13 protein-coding genes are annotated in these 18,139 nt (G+C 63.7%); 8 read left to right on the top strand and 5 right to left on the bottom strand.

Annotation, left to right across the window (positions count from 1 at the left end; all coding sequences use genetic code 11):
* Positions 1-61: 61 nt before the first annotated feature.
* The 3 genes from hslO (at position 62) to ACVOLR_RS12895 (ending at position 5,019) form a co-directional block, all read left to right on the top strand.
* Positions 62-955, top strand: coding sequence for an Hsp33 family molecular chaperone HslO (gene hslO / locus ACVOLR_RS12905; protein ID WP_481536781.1), 894 nt, complete (start codon positions 62-64; stop codon positions 953-955).
* A gap of 151 nt (positions 956-1,106) precedes the next feature.
* Positions 1,107-1,931 (top strand): XOO1806 family protein, encoded by an 825-nt coding sequence (locus tag ACVOLR_RS12900; protein ID WP_481536807.1) that lies wholly within the window; start codon positions 1,107-1,109, stop codon positions 1,929-1,931.
* Between the two features lie 250 nt (positions 1,932-2,181).
* The gene (locus tag ACVOLR_RS12895; protein WP_481536780.1) at positions 2,182-5,019 is read left to right on the top strand and encodes a TonB-dependent receptor plug domain-containing protein; all 2,838 of its coding nucleotides are present in this window, start codon (positions 2,182-2,184) and stop codon (positions 5,017-5,019) included.
* Between the two features lie 245 nt (positions 5,020-5,264).
* On the opposite strand, the gene ACVOLR_RS12890 is transcribed toward ACVOLR_RS12895, so the two are convergent.
* Positions 5,265-5,867, bottom strand: a complete 603-nt coding sequence (locus ACVOLR_RS12890; RefSeq protein ID WP_303747121.1) for a TetR/AcrR family transcriptional regulator — start codon at positions 5,865-5,867, stop codon at positions 5,265-5,267.
* A 165-nt stretch (positions 5,868-6,032) separates the two neighbouring features.
* Between ACVOLR_RS12890 and ACVOLR_RS12885 the strand changes: the two genes are divergently transcribed.
* From ACVOLR_RS12885 to ACVOLR_RS12875, 3 genes are all read left to right on the top strand, one after another.
* Entirely contained in the window at positions 6,033-6,938 is a 906-nt protein-coding gene (locus tag ACVOLR_RS12885) for an alpha/beta fold hydrolase (RefSeq protein WP_481536779.1), read from the top strand.
* Positions 6,935-9,415 carry an acyl-CoA dehydrogenase gene (locus ACVOLR_RS12880; protein WP_481536778.1) on the top strand — a complete coding sequence of 827 codons (2,481 nt, stop codon included), beginning with the start codon at positions 6,935-6,937 and terminating at the stop codon, positions 9,413-9,415. The genes ACVOLR_RS12885 and ACVOLR_RS12880 overlap by 4 nt, the downstream gene beginning before the upstream one ends.
* 66 nt (positions 9,416-9,481) lie before the next feature.
* Complete coding sequence (locus ACVOLR_RS12875; RefSeq protein WP_481536777.1) at positions 9,482-9,952, top strand: hotdog fold domain-containing protein; 471 nt, start codon at positions 9,482-9,484, stop codon at positions 9,950-9,952.
* A 162-nt stretch (positions 9,953-10,114) separates the two neighbouring features.
* On the opposite strand, the gene ACVOLR_RS12870 is transcribed toward ACVOLR_RS12875, so the two are convergent.
* Positions 10,115-10,471, bottom strand: coding sequence for a DUF1304 domain-containing protein (locus tag ACVOLR_RS12870; protein WP_481536776.1), 357 nt, complete (start codon positions 10,469-10,471; stop codon positions 10,115-10,117).
* Positions 10,472-10,520: 49 nt separating this feature from the next.
* Positions 10,521-11,849 carry an NTP/NDP exchange transporter gene (locus ACVOLR_RS12865; protein ID WP_481536775.1) on the bottom strand — a complete coding sequence of 443 codons (1,329 nt, stop codon included), beginning with the start codon at positions 11,847-11,849 and terminating at the stop codon, positions 10,521-10,523.
* A 169-nt stretch (positions 11,850-12,018) separates the two neighbouring features.
* On the opposite strand from ACVOLR_RS12865, the gene ACVOLR_RS12860 reads away from it, so the two are divergent.
* The gene (locus ACVOLR_RS12860; protein ID WP_481536774.1) at positions 12,019-13,614 is read left to right on the top strand and encodes a GMC family oxidoreductase; all 1,596 of its coding nucleotides are present in this window, start codon (positions 12,019-12,021) and stop codon (positions 13,612-13,614) included.
* 122 nt (positions 13,615-13,736) lie between these two features.
* Here the strand turns inward: ACVOLR_RS12860 and ACVOLR_RS12855 are convergent, their stop codons facing one another.
* Together ACVOLR_RS12855 and ACVOLR_RS12850 are read right to left on the bottom strand one after the other, a co-directional pair.
* Positions 13,737-15,659: a M48 family metallopeptidase gene (locus ACVOLR_RS12855; RefSeq protein ID WP_481536773.1), complete on the bottom strand. Its 1,923-nt coding sequence runs from the start codon at positions 15,657-15,659 to the stop codon at positions 13,737-13,739.
* Positions 15,660-15,688: 29 nt separating this feature from the next.
* Positions 15,689-16,294 (bottom strand): LemA family protein, encoded by a 606-nt coding sequence (locus ACVOLR_RS12850; protein ID WP_481511021.1) that lies wholly within the window; start codon positions 16,292-16,294, stop codon positions 15,689-15,691.
* A 79-nt stretch (positions 16,295-16,373) separates the two neighbouring features.
* Between ACVOLR_RS12850 and ACVOLR_RS12845 the strand changes: the two genes are divergently transcribed.
* Positions 16,374-17,789, top strand: coding sequence for a serine hydrolase domain-containing protein (locus ACVOLR_RS12845; RefSeq protein WP_481536772.1), 1,416 nt, complete (start codon positions 16,374-16,376; stop codon positions 17,787-17,789).
* The last annotated feature ends 350 nt before the right edge of the window (positions 17,790-18,139 follow it).

Genomic DNA, 18,139 nt, shown 5'->3' with positions numbered 1-18,139 from the left:
CAAAACCTTTTGTCCGGCGCATTATCCGGCACCGGCCCCACCTCGCGTAGATGCTGCCCCCATGACCGACACTTCCGACCTGCTTGTCCGCTTCCTCCTGCCCGCCGCCGGTGTGCGCGGTGTCCATGTCCGGCTGGGCCAGAGCTGGCGCGAAATCCTGTCCCATGGCGACTACCCGGCCGCCGCAACGCGCCTGCTGGGTGAGGCCAGCGTGGCCTCGGCACTGTTCACCGGCCACACCAAGGTCGACGGGCGGCTGTCCATTCAGCTGCGCAGCAGTACTGCCCTGCGCGCGCTGTTCTCCGAATGCACCTCGGCTGGCACCCTGCGCGGCATCGTCCAGCTGAACGACGGCGAAGACGCCCCGACCACGCTGAAGGCATTGGGCGAGGATGCCCTGCTCGCCATCACCATCGAGAACCCGGGCCTGGACCCGCGCGAACCGCAGCGCTACCAGAGCCTGGTTGGCTTGACCGGCGACAACCTGGACGAGGCCTTCGAGGACTATTTCCGCCACTCCGAGCAGCTGCCGACGCGCCTGTTGCTGGCCAGCGACGGCGAGCATGCCGCCGGCCTGCTGCTGCAGAAACTGCCGGGCGACGAAGGCGACGAGGATGGCTGGGTCCGTGCTGGCGCGCTGTTCGACACCCTTGGCCGCGACGAGCTGCTGGCATTGCCGGGCAGCGAGCTGCTGCACCGCCTGTTCCATGAGGAGAACCCGGAGCTGGTCGGTGACAAGGCCCTGAGCTTTGGCTGCTCCTGCTCGCGTGAGCGGGTCAGCTCGATGCTGCAGTCGCTGGGCGAAGAGGAAGCCCGCGCCGCCGCCGAGCCCACCGGGCAGGTCGAAGTGCGCTGCGAGTTCTGCGGCCAGGAATATCACTTCCCATTAGCAGAATTCGGCGTATTGTTCAGTTCCACACCGGCCAACCAGCCAGCTCCCGAGCGGCTGCAATAACGGTCCAACGAGTTACGTTCTGGGGAGGGCGAAGACTTGTTAAGAAACCATAAACCGCATAGGATCGAGAACTCACGCGCCGGGAACTTCCTGGCGCCAACGGGGTCTTACTGAGTCCATGAACGCCTTACTCCGCCTACCGCTTGCCCTGATGATCGCCCTTGGCGTGGTCACGGGCGCGCATGCGCAGAGCAAGCCTCGTGCCGTGGACAGCACCGTGTTGCCGGTTTGGAACCGCGGTAGCGGCAAGGTCGAGGCCCTGCTCTACCTGGAACCCACCGGCACCCAGAACGTCGGGGCACGCTGGAATTTCGGCCGTAGCTCGCTGGATGCGGCCTTTGGCCTGTCCTCTGGCGACTCGCTTGGCCTGCTCTGCAACGGCAGCGGCGGCAGCAGTATTGGCGGGCTTGCCAGCCACTGCATGCTCGCCAGCCTGGGGGATGACGACGACAACAATGATCGTCATATCTCGGCCACCACCGCGTTCAACCGCCCCGGCGGTCGCGTCGGCATTACCGCCGGCACTGGCCGCGACACGCTCCCCGCCTGGTTGTCGAACGGTGGCAAGGCCGGCGCAGCACGGGTCGAACAGAACGACCTGACCGTATTTGGCCAGAAGAACATCGGCCGCGAAGGCTTCGTCTCCATCGGCGGTACCTATGCCAAAGCACGCCTGGTCCCGCTGACCGACGCCGCCCCGGCAATTGCCGACCAGTGGGACAGCAAGAGTCTGAGCGTTGGAGGCGGCTACGGCGCCTTCAGCGCCAATGTAATCGGCCGCGTGGTCGACGCCCCTGGCCAAAGTGGCAAGTGGGAAGGCTTGGGCCTGGGCATCACCTGGCGCACCCCGTGGAGCGGCCAGCTCACGGTCGGCGCCGAGAACGTGATCACCCGCGGAAAAAACCCGTTCTCGCCACGTAACGAAAGCAATGACGACGGGGCAATCCCGTACGTCCGTTACGAACAGGACCTGTAATCCTTCACAGTCTGATCTGGAAAGCGCCCCGCCTGTCGGGGCGTTCTGCATTGCAGCAACTGGCATGGACAAATGCCCATGCTCGACTTTGCTGAATTTGACTAATTTCCACAACTTCATTAACCAATCTTTAATTTATTTGCAGTCGCAAGTACTATCGGTCCCAAGCCCATGGTTTTGGATCCGCTTTTCGGATCCGCCAGCGGCCATACCAGCTATACCAAGTCCACTTGGCAGAGAGAGAGAACCCATGATTTGCAAGACCAACAAACTGCGTGATGCAGTTGTACTTGCGCTTGTCGCAAGCACCGGCTTCACCGGCACCGCACTTGCGCAGGAAGCAGGCAACGCGCCCACTACGCTCGACCGCCTTGAAGTCACCGGTTCGCGCATCCGCAGCGCCGACATCGAAACCCAGCAGCCGATCCTGACCCTGACCCGCGAAAACCTGGAAAAGCAGGGCTTCACCTCGGTCGCCGAAGTGCTGCAGAACATGACCTCCGCTGGCTCGCCGGCGATCTCGCGTTCGCAGGTCCTGGCCTCCGGCGAAAACGTTGGCGGCTACTACGTCGACATCCGCAATCTTGGTGCCACCCGCACCCTGATCCTGATGAATGGCAAGCGCCTCGGCGCCACCACCGGCGGCTACCAGGATCTTGGTCAGATCCCGATGGCGGCCATCGAGCGCATCGAAATCCTGAAGGACGGCGCCTCGGCCATCTACGGCTCGGATGCCATCGCCGCTGTGGTCAACGTGATCACCCGCAAGCGCTTCAATGGCGCCGAAGCCAGCGCCTACATCGGCCAGTACAGCGAAGGTGATGGCCAGACCAACCAGTACTCGATGACCCTCGGTGCCGAGGGCGAGCGTGGCGGCGTGACGCTGTCGGCTGAGTACTCCAACTCCGACCCGGTATGGGCAAAGGACCGCGAGTTCTCCAAGTACGGCAACGCTGGCCCGGCCTACCCAGGTTCGGGCGCCAGCCCGGTCAGCCAGAACGGCTCGTTCTGTGAACCCTGCAGCCCCTCTTCCGCTGCCAAGTGGTGGACGCTGACCCCGGGCAAGGACCCGACCCAGCGCTCCAGCTATGAGCTTCACACCACGAAGTTCAATGCAAACAGCAATGAACAGATGATGGTGGCCACCGGCGTCGAGCGTAAGTCGCTGTATGTCAACGGCAACTATGACCTGACCGACAAGGTCACGTTCAACGCCGACATCCTGTACAACGAACGCGCCACCCTGCAGCAGGTCGCGGGCTATCCGTACCAGTCGCAGGCCTTTGGCACCCCGCTGTCGGCCGACAGTGCGTTCAATCCGGTCGGAACCGACCTGGAATTCCGTCGCCGCCTGTGGGAAGTGCCACGCACCACCGACAACAACTTGAAGACCCTGCGCTTCGCGCCGACCGTCAGTGGCTTCTTCGAAATTGGCGAGCGTAACTTCGACTGGACCGTTGGCGCGCTGTGGAACCGCAACCAGCTCACCAAGACCGGCCATGGCGACATGAGCCTGTTGGCCTCTCCGGCCGCGCTTGGCCCGTCCTACATCGACGCCAATGGCGTAGCACGTTGCGGCACGGCTGCTGCCCCGATCGAAAACTGCCTGGCCTGGAATCCACTGCTGCCGTACGGCGTCAGCGGCCCTGGCTCGCTGGCCGACAAGGAGCTGCAGAAGCAGCTGTTCCCGTACTACACCGACACGGGCGTGACCAAGACCACCAGCTTCACAGCTGACCTGGCCGGTTCGCTGTTCACCCTGCCGGCCGGCGACCTCGGCTTCGCCGTCGGCGTCGAACACCGCGAAGAAAAGGGTCGTTTCGTCCCGGACGCGTTCAACCAGTCGGGCATGTCGACCGGCCTGCCGGCCTCGACCACCGAAGGCTCCTACAAGGTGGATGAAGTCTACCTGGAGCTGAACGTGCCGATCCTGGCTGACCTGCCGGGCGCGAAGGAGCTGACCTTGAACGTCGCTACTCGCTATTCCGACTACAGCAACTTCGGCGACACCCTCAACAGCAAGTTCGGCCTGGTCTGGCGTCCAGCTGAAGACATGCTGGTCCGTGCCACCTACGCCGAAGGCTTCCGCGCCCCGGCCATCTCCGACCTGTACGGCGGCATCGGCGGCTCGTTCGAGTACTACAACGACCCGTGCTCGGTCGGCGTCCCGGGCAATGTTGCTGGCAGCCCCGCCTGTACCGCCGCTGGCGTTCCCGCCAACTACGTGCAGTTGGGCCAAGGCCTGGTGCCCTGCACCGCGTGGCCGTGCCAGAGCTCGAGCCAGTACCTGTCCGGCTCCAACCCGAACCTGACCCCGGAAACCTCGAAGAGCTACACCGCAGGCTTCGTATGGAGCCCGAAGTGGGTTGCAGGCCTGGACCTGAACCTGGATTGGTACCGCTACGAAATCGAAAGCATGATCATCGAGGACGGCGTGGACCGCATCCTGCGTGACTGCTACGTGCTGGGCGATGCTTCGCGTTGCGCCTCAGGCCGCATTGTCCGCGACCCGAGCAATGGCAACCTGACCAACATCTTCTACGGCCTGGCTAATCTCGGCAAAATGGAGACCGAAGGTTTCGACTTCGGCGTCAAGTACCGCCTGCCGGAACTGTCGATCGGTCAGTTCACCGTCGATTGGCAGAGCAGCTACGTGGTCAAGTACGACACTGCTGGCCAGAACGACGATGGCGATGAAATCATGGTTGGCGGCGTGGGCGATGCGGGTTACTTCCGTGTTCGTTCCAACCTCGGCGTGAACTGGGAGCGCGGTGATTTTGCTGTCAGCTACATGGCTCGCTACTTCTCCGGCATGAAGGAAAGCTGCATCGCCGGTCGCCCGTGTACCGATCCGGACCGCATTGCCAATGGTGCTGATGACCCGGTCCGCCGTGTCGGCGCCAACACCTTCCACGACCTGCAGTTCAGCTACAAGACCCCGTGGAATGCCACCGTGGCCGTCGGTGCCAACAACGTGTTCGACCACAAGGGTCCGATCATGTTCAGCGCACCCAAGTCGCAGTTCCCCAACTACGGCGGCTTCGATATCGGTCGTGTGATCTACCTGAAGTACAACCAGAAGTTCTGATCGGTTGATTGATCTGTAATCCAACAACGGCCCCACATGGGGCCGTTGTTCTTTTTACCGCTCAACTCCGGAACGAACCGCAGCCGGACGCGCTTTTGAGCGACGCTGCGCGAACCATCGGCACGCAGGCACAAAAAAGGCCGCAGATGCGGCCTTTACTATGTATGCGATTCGAACGCTGCTCCAAGCCCAGATGACGGGCAAGCCACCCCTCTACTACATACACGAAACCACCAACACCCCACTCAGCCGTTCGGAATCAACGTCTCGATCACGTGCTCGACATAGGCCTCGAAATCTTCGCGGGCCTGCTTGGGCTGCTGCAGCTGCAACGACAGTTGCAGGAAGCCTACGTACGCCGCATAGGCAAGCCGCGCGCGATGGCGTGCATCGGTGGAGCTGAGCCCGGCTTGGCGGAACGAGGCGATCAGGTATTCCATGCGCCGCTGCGAGACACGATCGATCACCGGACGCACCATCGGGTTGTCCAAGGCCTTGAGCAGTTCGCTGTAGATCACGTGCGGGGTGACCTCGTGGGCGACCAACTGGAACAGCGCGCGTAGCCGCGTGCGCGGATCAGGCACCTCTTCCAGGCTGCCGAAAACCTGCTGCTGTTCCACAACTTCCCAGCGCTCCAAGGCCGCTTGCAACAGCGCGTCGCGCGAGGGGAAATGCCAATAGAAGCTGCCCTTGGTCACACCGAGGCGACGGGCCAACGGTTCAACCGCCACCGCACCTACACCCTGTTCAGCGATCAAGTCCAATGCCGCTTGCGCCCAGTCATCCGCGCTCAGGCGGCTGTTCCGCGTGCTACGGGACTCGGTGCTGGAAACTGAAGAATCGTTCATGGGCAGATTTAACCATACGGCGGGGACTGGTTGCAGTATGTAGGCAACAAAAATAAGGACAATCTGGCAAATAAATGATCAGGCCTGCCGCCCTCACCCGCCCCAGCCAGCATTTCCATACTCATAGGTATTGACAGCCATTCAGGCCATTCCATACCATCAGGTATGGTTACGCCAACTTCTATAGCTGTTTCCCCTGAAGACATCCGACTGGAAGGCGCGCATGGCGCTGGCCTGGGCGCGTCCAGAACCAGCGGAAAACAACCCTGCATCCTGTTCGCGCATGGCTTCGGCCAGACCCGCGGCGCATGGACTGCAACTGCAGAAACGCTCAACGCCGAAGGCCACGCCACGCTCAGCTATGACGCGCGCGGCCATGGCGATTCGGACTGGAATGCCAGCGACCTGCCCTACCACGGCGATCAGTTCACCGATGACCTGATCGTGGTAGCGGGCGAGCTGCCGCGCCCGCCGGTATTGGTCGCCGCTTCCATGGGCGGCCTGTTCGGACTGATGGCCGAAGCGCGCTGGCCGGGCCTGTTCTCGGCAATGGTGCTGGTGGACATCACCCCGCGCTGGGAAACCAGCGGCGTGGAGCGCATCCTCGCTTTCATGAGCGCGCATCCGGACGGTTTCGCCTCGCTGCAGGCCGCTGCCGACACCATCTCCGCCTACATGCCGCACCGCCCGCGCAAGAGCGAAGATTCGCTGCGTGCGCTGCTGCGCCCAGGCAAGGACGGCCGCTGGAATTGGCATTGGGACCCGCGCCTGGTCAACGAACTGGCGCGCGACAGCGAACAGCACCAGGGCGTCATCGCCGACGCCGCACGACAAGTGCAATGCCCGCTGCTGCTGGTCAGCGGCGGTCGCAGTGATCTGGTCTCGCCGCAGACCGTTGAAGAATTCATGGCGCTGGTGCCGCACGCGCAGCATGTCCATCTGCCCCACGCCACCCACATGGTGGCCGGCGATGACAACAATGCGTTTACCGCCGCTGTGTTGAACTATCTGGACGCACTGCCTTCCGCAGCGTCCGCCCGAACCGAGCACGTTACCGGAGCACGTCCATGAGCATCGTCGTACCTTTCCTGGCCCTGCTGCTTGCAGGTGCCTTTGTTGCCTACCACCGCATGCGGCTCGTCGTATGGACGGTCATCAGTGTGGCGGCCCTGGCCATCTGCTGGTTTGCCGGCGTCAACCAGACCGCGATCATCGTCGCTGCCGCCATCGTTGCGCTGATCTGCGTGCCGGTGCTGCTGCCATTCCTGCGCAAGCCGCTGATCACCGCACCGTTCATGGGCGTGTTCCGCAAAGTGCTGCCGCCGCTATCCAAGACCGAGCGCATCGCCCTGGAAACCGGCTCGGTCGGTTTTGAAGGCGAGCTGTTCACCGGTGACCCGGACTGGAACATCCTGCTCAACTATCCAAAGCCGCAGCTCACCGCCGAAGAACAGGCCTTCCTGGATGGCCCGGTGGAAGAACTGTGCAAGATGGTCAACGACTTCGAGATCACCCATGTACACGCGGACCTGCCGCCGGACATGTGGGAGTTCATCAAGAAGAACAAGTTCTTCGGCATGATCATCCCGAAGGAATACGGCGGCCTGGGCTTCAGCGCACTGGCCCACCACAAGGTGATCCAGAAGCTGGCCTCGGTGTCGAGCGTAGTCAGCTCCACCGTCGGCGTCCCCAACTCGCTGGGCCCGGGCGAACTGCTCAACCATTACGGCACCCAGGAGCAGAAGGATTACTACCTGCCGCGCCTGGCCATCGGCCAGGAAGTGCCCTGCTTCGGCCTGACCGGCCCGTTCGCCGGCTCCGATGCGACCTCGATTCCCGACTTCGGCATCGTCTGCAAGGGCATGTGGAAGGGCGAGGAAGTACTGGGCCTGAAGCTGACCTTCGACAAGCGCTACATCACGCTGGCCCCGGTCGCGACCCTGATCGGCATGGCCTTCCGCATGTACGACCCGGACGGCCTGCTCGGCGATACCAAGGACATCGGCATCACCCTGGCACTGCTGCCGCGTGACACCGATGGCGTGGAAATCGGCCGTCGCCACTTCCCGCTGAACTCCACCTTCCAGAACGGCCCGGTCCGCGGCAAGGACGTGTTCATCCCGATGAGCCAGCTGATCGGCGGTGCCGAGAAGCGTGGCCTGGGCTGGAACATGCTCAATGAGTGCCTGGCCGTTGGTCGTTCCATCACCCTGCCCTCCACCGCGTCCGGCGGTGCCAAGGCCGGCGCGGTGGTGACCGGTGCCTACGCACGCATCCGCAAGCAGTTCGGCCTGTCGGTCGGCCGCTTTGAAGGTGTGGAAGAAGCGCTGGCCCGCATCGGCGGCAAGGCGTACAAGATCAGCGCGCTGTCGCAGGCGACCGCAGCCGCGGTTGACCGTGGCGACGTGCCGTCGGTGCCGTCGGCGATCGCCAAGTACCACTGCACCAACATGAGCCGCGAAGTCATTTCCGACGTGATGGACGTGATCGGCGGCAAGGGCATCATCCTCGGGCCGCGCAACTTTGCCGGCCGCAGCTGGCAGGCCGCACCGATCGCCATCACGGTGGAAGGTGCCAACATCATGACCCGCTCGCTGCTGATCTTCGGCCAGGGTGCCATCCTCTGCCACCCATGGGTGCTGAAGGAAATGAAGGCCGCGCAGGATGAAGACCGCAAGGCCGGCCTGCGTGAATTCGACCAGGCGCTGTTCGGCCACGTCCGTTTCGGCATCTCCAACGCCGTGCGTTCGCTGTGGTTCGGCCTGACCGGTGCGCGCTTCGGTGCCGCCCCGGGCGACGCTTACACCCGCCGCTACTTCCGCAAGCTCGACCGTTACTCGGCCAACCTTGCATTGATGGCCGACATCTCGATGATGACGCTCGGCGGCAAACTCAAGTTCAAGGAATCGCTGTCGGGTCGCCTCGGTGATGTGCTCAGCCACATCTACATGACCAGCGCCATGCTCAAGCGTTACCACGACGAAGGTGCACCGAGCGCTGACCAGCCGCTGCTGGCCTGGGCCTTCCACGACAGCGTGCACAAGATCGAGGAATCGCTGTCGGCTGCCCTGCGCAACTTCCCGATCCGTCCGATCGGCTGGCTGATGTGGGCACTGATCTTCCCGTTCGGCCGTCGTGCCGAGGCACCGGGCGATCGCCTGAGCCGCCGCGTTGCCGCAACGCTGATGGCACCGGGCGAGGCCCGTGACCGCCTGGCCCAGGGCGTGTTCCTGACCCCGTGCGAGAACAACCCGGGTGGCCGCATCAACAGCTACCTGTCCAAGGCGATCATGGCCGAGCCGGTGGAGCGCAAGTTCATCAAGGCGCTGAAGACCAAGGGCATCGAAGCCCTGACCTTCGCTGCCCAGCTGGATGAAGCAGTAGCCGAGGGCGTGATCACCCAGGACGAGCGCAAGCTGCTGGAAGAACTGCGCGAGCTGACCATGGACACCATCACCGTGGACGACTTCGAACCGCACGAACTGCGTTCGGCCGGCTACTACGACCTGCCGGGCAAACAGCGCCCGCAGCCGCAGCAGGCCGCGTAAGCCAATCCACATGCAGTACAGACGGCGGGCCTTGTGCCCGCCGTTTTCATATCAGGACACCACGCCATGACTGCGCCCTTGCTCTCGCTATACCGTCGCTTTACCCGCTGGCCCGCCGGCAACTGGCTGTTCTCGCGCGCGGTCTGCTTCAAGGCACCCTATTTCGCCAGCATCTCGCCGCTGATCACCGTGCTGGAGCCGGGCCGTTGCGAAGGCGTGATCCGCCAGCGCCGCCGCATCAGCAACCACATCGGCACGGTGCATGCGATCGCGATGTGCAATCTTGCCGAACTGGTCGGCGGGGTGATGGTGGACGCCAGCCTGCCCGGCGACATGCGCTGGATTCCGAAGGGCATGGAAGTGAAGTACCAAGCCAAGGCGCTGGGTATGCTGACAGCGGTAGCGATGCCGGAATCACCCATCGTCAGTGCGGGAGAGGGCTACGACCTGCCGGTGCTCGTACGGGTGACCGATACCAAGGGCATCGAAGTCTTCCAGGCCCGCATCGCGATGTGGGTATCGCCAAAGAAGGCATGACCCGTAGTGCCGAGCCACGCTCGGCAGGGGCCTTACAAGCAAACCCCAATGTAGTGCCGAGCCATGCTCGGCAGGGGCTCTACGGGTAATGCCTCTGCCGAGCATGGCTCGGCACTACATGTGGATCTATCGGTAACGCCCCTTGCGGAGCATGGCTCGGCACTACAGCGCGCGTAGCAGCAACGCGACGATTGCCGGCACCGCTTGCACGTAGAAGATGCGCGGGCTGACGCTGTACGCGCCATAGGCACCGGCCACCAACACGCAGATCAGCGAGAACGTCACCAGCACCGGCTGCGCCAGCACCAGTCCGGTAATGATTCCTGCCGCAAGAAAGCCGTTATACAGCCCCTGGTTTGCCGCGAGCACTCGCGTTGCCTGCGCCTTCTCCGGCGTATTGCGGAAGGTCTTCAAACCCTGCGGCTTGGTCCACAGGAACATTTCCAACACCAGGAAATACACGTGCAACGCCGCTACCAGCAGCGTCACCACCATTGCACTCACGCCCAAAACGCTCATCGCCATCTCATCCTCGCAGCACAGCGGCAACCCGCCGCGGGGTAATCACTCAGCGATCCTGCGGCAGCTTCTTCTCTTCACGCAAGACGCCCAGCGCCGACAACGTCATCATCACCGCCACTGCGGCACCGCCGACGAATACCGCCTGCGAACCAAACAGGGACAAGCCCTTGTGTACCCAGGCGAAGGTCAGGTCGGCACCACGGTAAACAACGGTATCGATTGCCGCACCGGCCTTGTACCGCCATTGCCGGTCCACCCGCGTATAGATCGTCTCGCGAGCGGGTTTGCCCAATGAGAATTCGCTTGCGCGGGTCAGCACCTGGATCACCGCCACCATCACCGGCAACGGTGACGCTGCCGCTATCGAGAAGCCGACGATGATCGCGAAACCCGGAATCAACAGCGCCGGTGCCACGCCATAACGAGACAGCAACCAGCGGGTCAGGCCCAGCTGGATGATCAGGGTCAAGGCATTCACCGCCAGGTCGATGCGCGAATAGAACGCGGTACTGGCCGCCGGATCGGTGATCATGCGACGTACGATCGCAGCCTGCTCGTTGTACAACATGGTGCCCACGCCGACCCCGAAGACCACCATCAACGCCAACCAACGCAGCAGCGGCTCGCGTGCGATGAGCTTCAGTCCGTCAAACACGCTGCCACCCATCGGTTGCTCACCGTCGGCCAACTGCTGCTCGCGTTCACGCTGCACCGCCCAAGGTCGCAACTTCCAGATGCAGAACAGGCAGATCGACAGGAACGCGGCAGAAACCAACATCAGGTTGGCGATGCCGACCCGCTGCACCAGCGAACTGGTGATGATCGGCCCGAGGAACGCCCCCACCGTGCCGGCCGCGCCGATATAGCCGTAGAACGCACGCGCCTGCACGTTGGAGAACACGTCGGCCATGAAGCTCCAGAACACCGCCACCGCGAACAGGTTGAAGACGGTAATCCAGAAGAAGAACGCCATGCCCCGCCCCGGGATGTTTGCGCTGAACATCGCGTAGAACACGAACAGGGTGAAGATGAAGAAGCCATACACCAGCGGCAGGAACACCCGCCGCGGATAGCGGCTGACCAGCCAGCCATACAGCGGCTGCAGCACCAGCATGATCAGGAACACGCAGGAGAACAGGAACTGCAGGGTGAAGTCCTTCAGCGGCATGCCATGGCTGGCAAACCACGTGATCAACCCTGTCGGGAACAAGGCCTCCATGTCCGCCGAGGCCGCCATTGCCTCACGCACCGGGCGCAGCACGTAGTAGCCGCTGAGCAGGCAGAAGAAGTACAGGAACGACCACCACAGCGGCGGCGAGCCGCGCAGCGCAAGCAACAGGCGTGACACAGCGCCGGGTCTGCGCGAAACGGTCATGCGGCACCCCGGCGCAGCGGGTGGCGAGAGGACGGCGGCATCGGGGAACTCCGGTGGGACTCGGCAGAGCGCGTACGTTATCTAATGCACTGCAACATCGCCAGTGCGACAGGGCTTACTCCGGCACAACGCGCCGTTCTATCCTGAGTGACTCGGGACGGAGAAGACTGTGAGCGAAGCTGGGAAGGAATTCGACTACATCATCGTCGGCGCCGGTTCGGCCGGCTGTGTATTGGCCAACCGGCTCAGCGCCGACCCGCAGATACGAGTGCTGCTGATCGAGGCCGGGCCACGCGACTGGCACCCTTTCATCCATATGCCGGCCGGCATCGCACGCCTGGTCAACAACCGCCAGGTCAACTGGAGCTACGACACCGAACCGGAGCCCGCGCTGGGCAACCGCCGCCTGTGGTGGCCGCGCGGCAAGGTGCTGGGCGGCTCCAGTTCGATCAATGCCATGTGCTATGTGCGCGGCGTACCCGGCGACTACGACCGCTGGGCAGCCGCCGGTGCCAACGGGTGGAACTGGGACAGCGTGCTGCCATGGTTCCGCCACAGTGAGGGCAATGCGCGTGGCGCCGATACGCTGCACGGCGCCGACGGCCCGCTGCAGGTGGCCGACCTGCGCCACGTCAATCCACTCAGCGACGCCTTCATTGCCGCCGGGCAGCAGGCTGGCCATGCACACAACAACGACTTCAACGGTCCTCACCACGAAGGCGTAGGCCTGTATCAGGTAACGCAGAAGGATGGCGCTCGTTGCTCCTCAGCGGCCGCCTATCTCACCCCAGTGCGTTCGCGCGCCAACCTGCAGGTGATCACCGGTGCGTTGGTGGAACGGCTGCAGATCGACGCAGGTCGCGTTACCGGCGTGCACCTGCGCCTGGGCAGGCAGCGTCAGCAATACCACGCGGCCGCAGAAGTGCTGCTCAGCGCCGGTGCGATCAACTCTCCGCAGTTGCTGATGCTGTCCGGCATCGGCCCAGCCGATGCGCTGCGTGCGCAAGGCATTGAGGTTCAGCTCGACCAACCCGGCGTTGGTGCCAACCTGCAGGACCATCTGGATATCTGCACGCTGTACCGCAGCGTTCCCGGCGTCAGTTACGACCGCGCCAGCGAGATCATGATCGGCTTGAACTACTTCCTGCGCGGGCATCAGGGTGCTGGCACCAGCAATGTGGCCGAAGCCGGCGGCTTCGTTCGCTCGCGTTTCGCGCCGGACGAGCGCGCTGACATCCAGTTCCATTTCGTCCCGGCAATGCTGGACAACCACGGCCGCAATCGCCTGCCCGGCGACGGCTACACCCTGCACGCCTGTTATCTACATCCACGCAGCCGTGGCCGTATCAGCCTGGCCAGCGCCGACCCGGCTGCACCAGCGCGCATCCAGGCCAACTACCTCAGCGATGCCGAAGGCTTCGATCTGAAGATGATGATCGAGGCCGCACGCCTGAGCCGCGACATCCTGCAGCAACCGGCGTTTGCACCGTGGCGGAAGTCCGCGCTGTTCCCCGCCGATGAGCACCTGGACGATGCCGGGTTGGAAGCTTTCATCCGCGCCAAGGCCGAGACCATCTACCACCCGATCGGCACATGCCGCATGGGCAGCGACGACGCGGCCGTGGTCGACCCGCAGCTGCGGGTGCGTGGCGTCGACGGGTTGCGGGTGATCGATGCCTCGGTGATGCCGACATTGGTGAGCGGCAACACCAATGCACCGACCATCATGATTGCGGAGCGAGCAGCGGGGTTGATGCTGGGGTGAGGCCCAGTGGTTGTTGTCAGGGAGAAGCAAGCAGAGGCAGAAAGCACACCCCTCCCCGGCCCTCCCCTTCGCTTTTGGCGAAAGGGAGGGAGACAAGCGGCCAAGGAAGGGAGACAAGCTGCTCACGCCACCTGCAGCATCGCTGGCAAGGGGCAATGCAAGGTAGCGCAGATCGTCCGCAGCAACTCGGCCTCGGCGATGTTGATGCGCTGGTTGTGACTCACCGTTGCGGTCACCGCCTCCACCAGCAGCTGCTTGGCCAGCGGGTCCATCGAATCCAAGGGTGCCCAGACTGCATCCAGAGCCAGCACGCCGGCGGCGGGCGGCGCGTACGGCAGATGATCCTGCGGCAGGATGCGCTGCAGGCCGGCCAGGTAGGCGCGACGCGCGCCCGCTTCGTCGCCGGGGTTGCCGGCGCGCGCCACCACCGACAACAGGATGGCGAACTCACGCTGCACGCCACTGGCTTTGCGGCGGCCGAAATGCAGGTGACGCGATGGATCCAAGGCTGCCTGCACCTGCACCAGCAACAAGCGCGACAGGCAGTATTCGAACAATGAGATGCGCCCGTCCGCATGGGTCAGTGCGTCAATGCAACCCATGAACGCAGCCAGCTGTGGGCGCGGCAAGCTGCGCAGGGTCGGGAATGCCAAGGCCGCCAATGGCAGCCGCAGCGCAGCGTGCAACTCGCGCAACGGGCCCGCCGCGATGCTCACTATGCTGGCGGCCATCGGCTCGCCCAGTTGCGCGCTCACTGCTTCGCGCTGGCGGGCAGCGACCGCGGCATCCACGTCCAGCAACATTGCAAGCAACAGCGGTTGTGCCGCGCCACGATCGCCGGCCAATGCACGCAATGGCAGCGGCAGACTACCGGCCAGGCGCACTGCCTGCTGGTAATCGTCGTCGGCAGGCGTCGCTACCTGTGCAGCAACCAGTACCGGATCAACGGACACTCGCTGCAGTCCCTGCAACGGCGGCAGCAGCGTATCCACGCTCACTGCATCGCGCCCCGCCAGGCCCAGCACGCGATCCTCGGCCAGCCCGTCGGGCGGCGCAGCGGACCAGTCGCCGCGAAGTCTCTGCAGCTGTTCGGCGCGGAATGACGGCTCCAAGCGCTGGATGCGTTCAACCAGCGGCGGATGGGTGGCGAACCAGCTGGACAGACGCAAGCCCTCGCCAAACAGCATATGGCTGACTTCCTCGGCACCGGCACGGTCAGCCAGATGCGAGCCGTCGTCGAGCCCACCGATCTTCTTCAGCGCGCCGGCCAGGCCCTGCGTCTGGCGGGTGAACTGCACCGCCGAGGCATCGGCGAGGATTTCGCGCTGACGCGATACCGCCGCCTTGATCAGCCGCCCGAACAACACGCCGATACTGCCGATTGCGATGCCCGCCAAGCCGATCAGCATCAACAGGAACACCGGCCCGACACTGCGACCGAAACGCGCGCGGCCAGCCCCCATATGCATCAGCACGCGCTTGCCGATCACGCTGAGCATCAAGATGCCGAACAACACGCCCATCAAGCGGATGTTCAAACGCATGTCGCCGTTGCGGATGTGGCTGAACTCGTGCGCGATCACGCCTTGCAGCTCATCGCGGTTGAGCCGCTGCAAGGTACCGCGGGTAACCGCGATGGTCGCATCGGCTGGCGAATAGCCAGCGGCAAACGCATTGATGCCCGCTTCCTGCTCCAGCACATACAGGCGCGGCATCGGCACGCCGGAGGCAATGGCAATCTCTTCCACCACATTGCACAGCCGCCGCAATGCTGGATCACGGGTATCGGCGGGCACTTCGGTGCCGCCCATCTGCACGGCCACCACCTCGCCGCCCCCGCGTAGCGAGCTGATCCGGTACAGCGAGGCCAGGCCGATCACCGCCAGCGTCAACACGCTGCTCCACAGCACGCCGCGCACGCTGCCGGTACCGATCCACACCAGCGCGTCCACCATCAGCACGATGGCCAGCACCGCCAGCGCAAACAGCAGCACCAGCCGCCCGGAGTTACGCCGCGCCTGGGCCTGATGTTCGAAGAAATTCATCCCGCGCCCCTGTTACGCCTGCGCCAGATTCAGAACTGCACCTTGGGCGCCTCGCGCACCTGCTCGCGCTTCTCCAGCGGAATATCCAGCAGCGCAGCCGTGGCGAAATTGAACATGTCGGCAAATACATTGGCCGGGAACGTCTCGCGGCGATTGTTGTAGCCCATCACCGCATCGTTGTACGCCTGCCGCGCGAAGGCGACCTTGTTCTCGGTGCTGGAGAGCTCTTCGCTGAGCTGCATCATGTTCTGGTTGGCTTTCAGCTCCGGGTAGGCCTCGGCCACCGCCATCAACCTGCCCAGCACGCCGTTCAATTGCCCCTGCGAGGCCGCCAGCTGCGCCATCGCAGCCGGATCGCCCGGATCGGCCTTGGCTGCAGCCAAACCTGACTGCGCCGCGCTGCGCGCTGCGATCACTGCTTCCAGGGTCTGCCGCTCGTGGCCCATATAGGCCTTGGCGGTCTCCACCAGGTTCGGAATCAGGTCAAAACGCCGTTGCAACTGCACGTCGATCTGCGCAAATGCATTCTTATAGGCGTTACGTGAACGCACCAGCCCGTTATAGATCCCGACACCCACAGCGACAACTGCGACAACCACCACAAGAAAGACCAGCAATATCAACGCGATGCCCATTCATTCTCTCCCCGTTTGTGCAATGGTGAAAAGCGGCGCTAGAATCGCCCACAGCAGTAGCTTACAGGCACCGATCACGATGAAAGACAAGAGCACGCGCCGGCACATTCGCCCGGTGGCATCGGGATTGCTTGGGGTGTTGATGCCCTTCGCATTGTCGTCTACCGCGCAGACTCCGACCCAGACCACGCTACCGGCCGCCATGCCAGCAGCTGCGTCATTCCCGGTGAACCTGGAGAACGCGCCGAACCAATCACCGACGCAGCCGATGCCTTACCGCACCGCGCTGCGCCCGGACCAGGTGCAACCGCTGCCGGCCGACTTCAATGTCGCCGCCATCGAATCACTGGCCGAGCAGTTGACCTACGGCAACCGCGTTCCCGGCATGGCCATGGCCATCGTCCAGAACGGCCGCGTGTTGTCGGCACGTGGTTATGGCGTTACCGATATCAGCAATCCGCAGGAAGTGGACGCGCATACCGTGTTCCGTCTGGCGTCGCTGTCCAAGGCCTTCGCCGGCACCATGGCCGGCCTGCTGGTCAACGACGGCACCCTGCGCTGGGACAGCAAGGTCACTGATTACGTACCAGGCTTCCGCCTGGCTACGCCTGAGGCAACCGACAAGCTGACCGTGGCCGATGTACTGAGCCAGCGCGTCGGCCTTACCAGCAATGCCTATGACCGCGATGTCGAGGCCAATGCCGACTACTACTCGCTGACCCAGAAGCTGGCCACCGCGCCGCTGAAGTGCGCGCCGGGTGAATGCTATTCCTACCAGAACGTCGCCTTCAGCCTGGTCGGCGATGTGGTGTTTGCGGCCTCGGGCAGCTTCTACGAGCAGGCCGTTGAAAAGCGCATCCTCAAGCCGCTGGGCATGAACGATGCCAGCCTCGGCCTGGCCGGTATCCAGGCCAGCTCACGCTGGGCGCGTCCGCACGTGCGCAGCCGCAACGGTTGGGTGTCGCTGACGCCCAAGCCCACCTACTACCGCGTCGCACCTGCTGCTGGCGTCAACGCCAGTGCCAGCGACATGGCGCAGTGGCTGCTGGCCCACACCGGCCACCGTCCGGATGTATTGCCGGCACCGTTGCTGGCAACGCTGCATGCGCCACTGGTCAATACCCCAGGCGAAATGCGCTCGGGCTGGCGTCACCAGCGCCTGGACTCGGCAGGCTATGCGCTGGGATGGCGCGTAATCGACTACTCCGGTCACCAGGTGGTCTTCCACGCAGGCGCGGTACAGGGCTATCGCGGCCTGGTCGCGCTGCTGCCGGAACGTGATCTTGGCATCGCCATCATGTGGAACGGCGAAAGCAGTCTGCCCAGCGGCATGATGCCGACCATCCTCGATCGCGCCATCGGTTTGCCGACACAGCGCTGGCTGGACGTGGACACCGACTTTGGCAGCGACAACCTGATGGCCGAGGATGCGGCTCCGGCACGCGGCGGCAAGAAAGGCGCGTCTTCCGATCGCGCGGTGGCTTCGCCGCGCTGAGTGGCCTGGTGGTTTCCAGCACTACCCGAAAGGCGGCCGATGGCCGCCTTTCTTTTTGGACCGCTGACGCCGCTCCTGTTTTGTAGGAGCAGCGTCAGCCTCGAAGCTGGTGGTGCTTGAACACCTCGGGGCAGTCGGCTTGCATGGAACCAAAATCGAAGGAACCAGATCTTCCAAGAGAACGCAGAGCCCGCCTGCTCGGATACTGGGTCGGCTTCGCGGCTTACGCCGCTCCTACAAACCGGTGTGCGCTATCCCGCCTGCATTTGTGGGAGCGGCCTTAGCCCCGAAGCTGGTGGTTATAGAACAAACCGGGGAGTCGGGTTTGACGGACACAAAAAACAATCAAA

Source organism: Stenotrophomonas sp. STEN030 (assembly GCF_056759995.1).
Note: the sequence above shows the minus strand (reverse complement) of the source record. Positions and strands in the feature narration are given on the sequence as shown.

Bases quoted from the DNA above. Each gene is read 5' to 3' on its own strand.
- hslO (WP_481536781.1), top strand. From the start codon at position 62: ATGACCGACACTTCCGACCTGCTTGTCCGCTTCCTCCTGCCCGCCGCC.
- ACVOLR_RS12900 (WP_481536807.1), top strand. From the start codon at position 1,107: ATGATCGCCCTTGGCGTGGTCACGGGCGCGCATGCGCAGAGCAAGCCT.
- ACVOLR_RS12895 (WP_481536780.1), top strand. From the start codon at position 2,182: ATGATTTGCAAGACCAACAAACTGCGTGATGCAGTTGTACTTGCGCTT.
- ACVOLR_RS12890 (WP_303747121.1), bottom strand. From the start codon at position 5,867: ATGAACGATTCTTCAGTTTCCAGCACCGAGTCCCGTAGCACGCGGAAC.
- ACVOLR_RS12885 (WP_481536779.1), top strand. From the start codon at position 6,033: ATGGTTACGCCAACTTCTATAGCTGTTTCCCCTGAAGACATCCGACTG.
- ACVOLR_RS12880 (WP_481536778.1), top strand. From the start codon at position 6,935: ATGAGCATCGTCGTACCTTTCCTGGCCCTGCTGCTTGCAGGTGCCTTT.
- ACVOLR_RS12875 (WP_481536777.1), top strand. From the start codon at position 9,482: ATGACTGCGCCCTTGCTCTCGCTATACCGTCGCTTTACCCGCTGGCCC.
- ACVOLR_RS12870 (WP_481536776.1), bottom strand. From the start codon at position 10,471: ATGAGCGTTTTGGGCGTGAGTGCAATGGTGGTGACGCTGCTGGTAGCG.
- ACVOLR_RS12865 (WP_481536775.1), bottom strand. From the start codon at position 11,849: ATGACCGTTTCGCGCAGACCCGGCGCTGTGTCACGCCTGTTGCTTGCG.
- ACVOLR_RS12855 (WP_481536773.1), bottom strand. From the start codon at position 15,659: ATGAATTTCTTCGAACATCAGGCCCAGGCGCGGCGTAACTCCGGGCGG.
- ACVOLR_RS12850 (WP_481511021.1), bottom strand. From the start codon at position 16,294: ATGGGCATCGCGTTGATATTGCTGGTCTTTCTTGTGGTGGTTGTCGCA.
- ACVOLR_RS12845 (WP_481536772.1), top strand. From the start codon at position 16,374: ATGAAAGACAAGAGCACGCGCCGGCACATTCGCCCGGTGGCATCGGGA.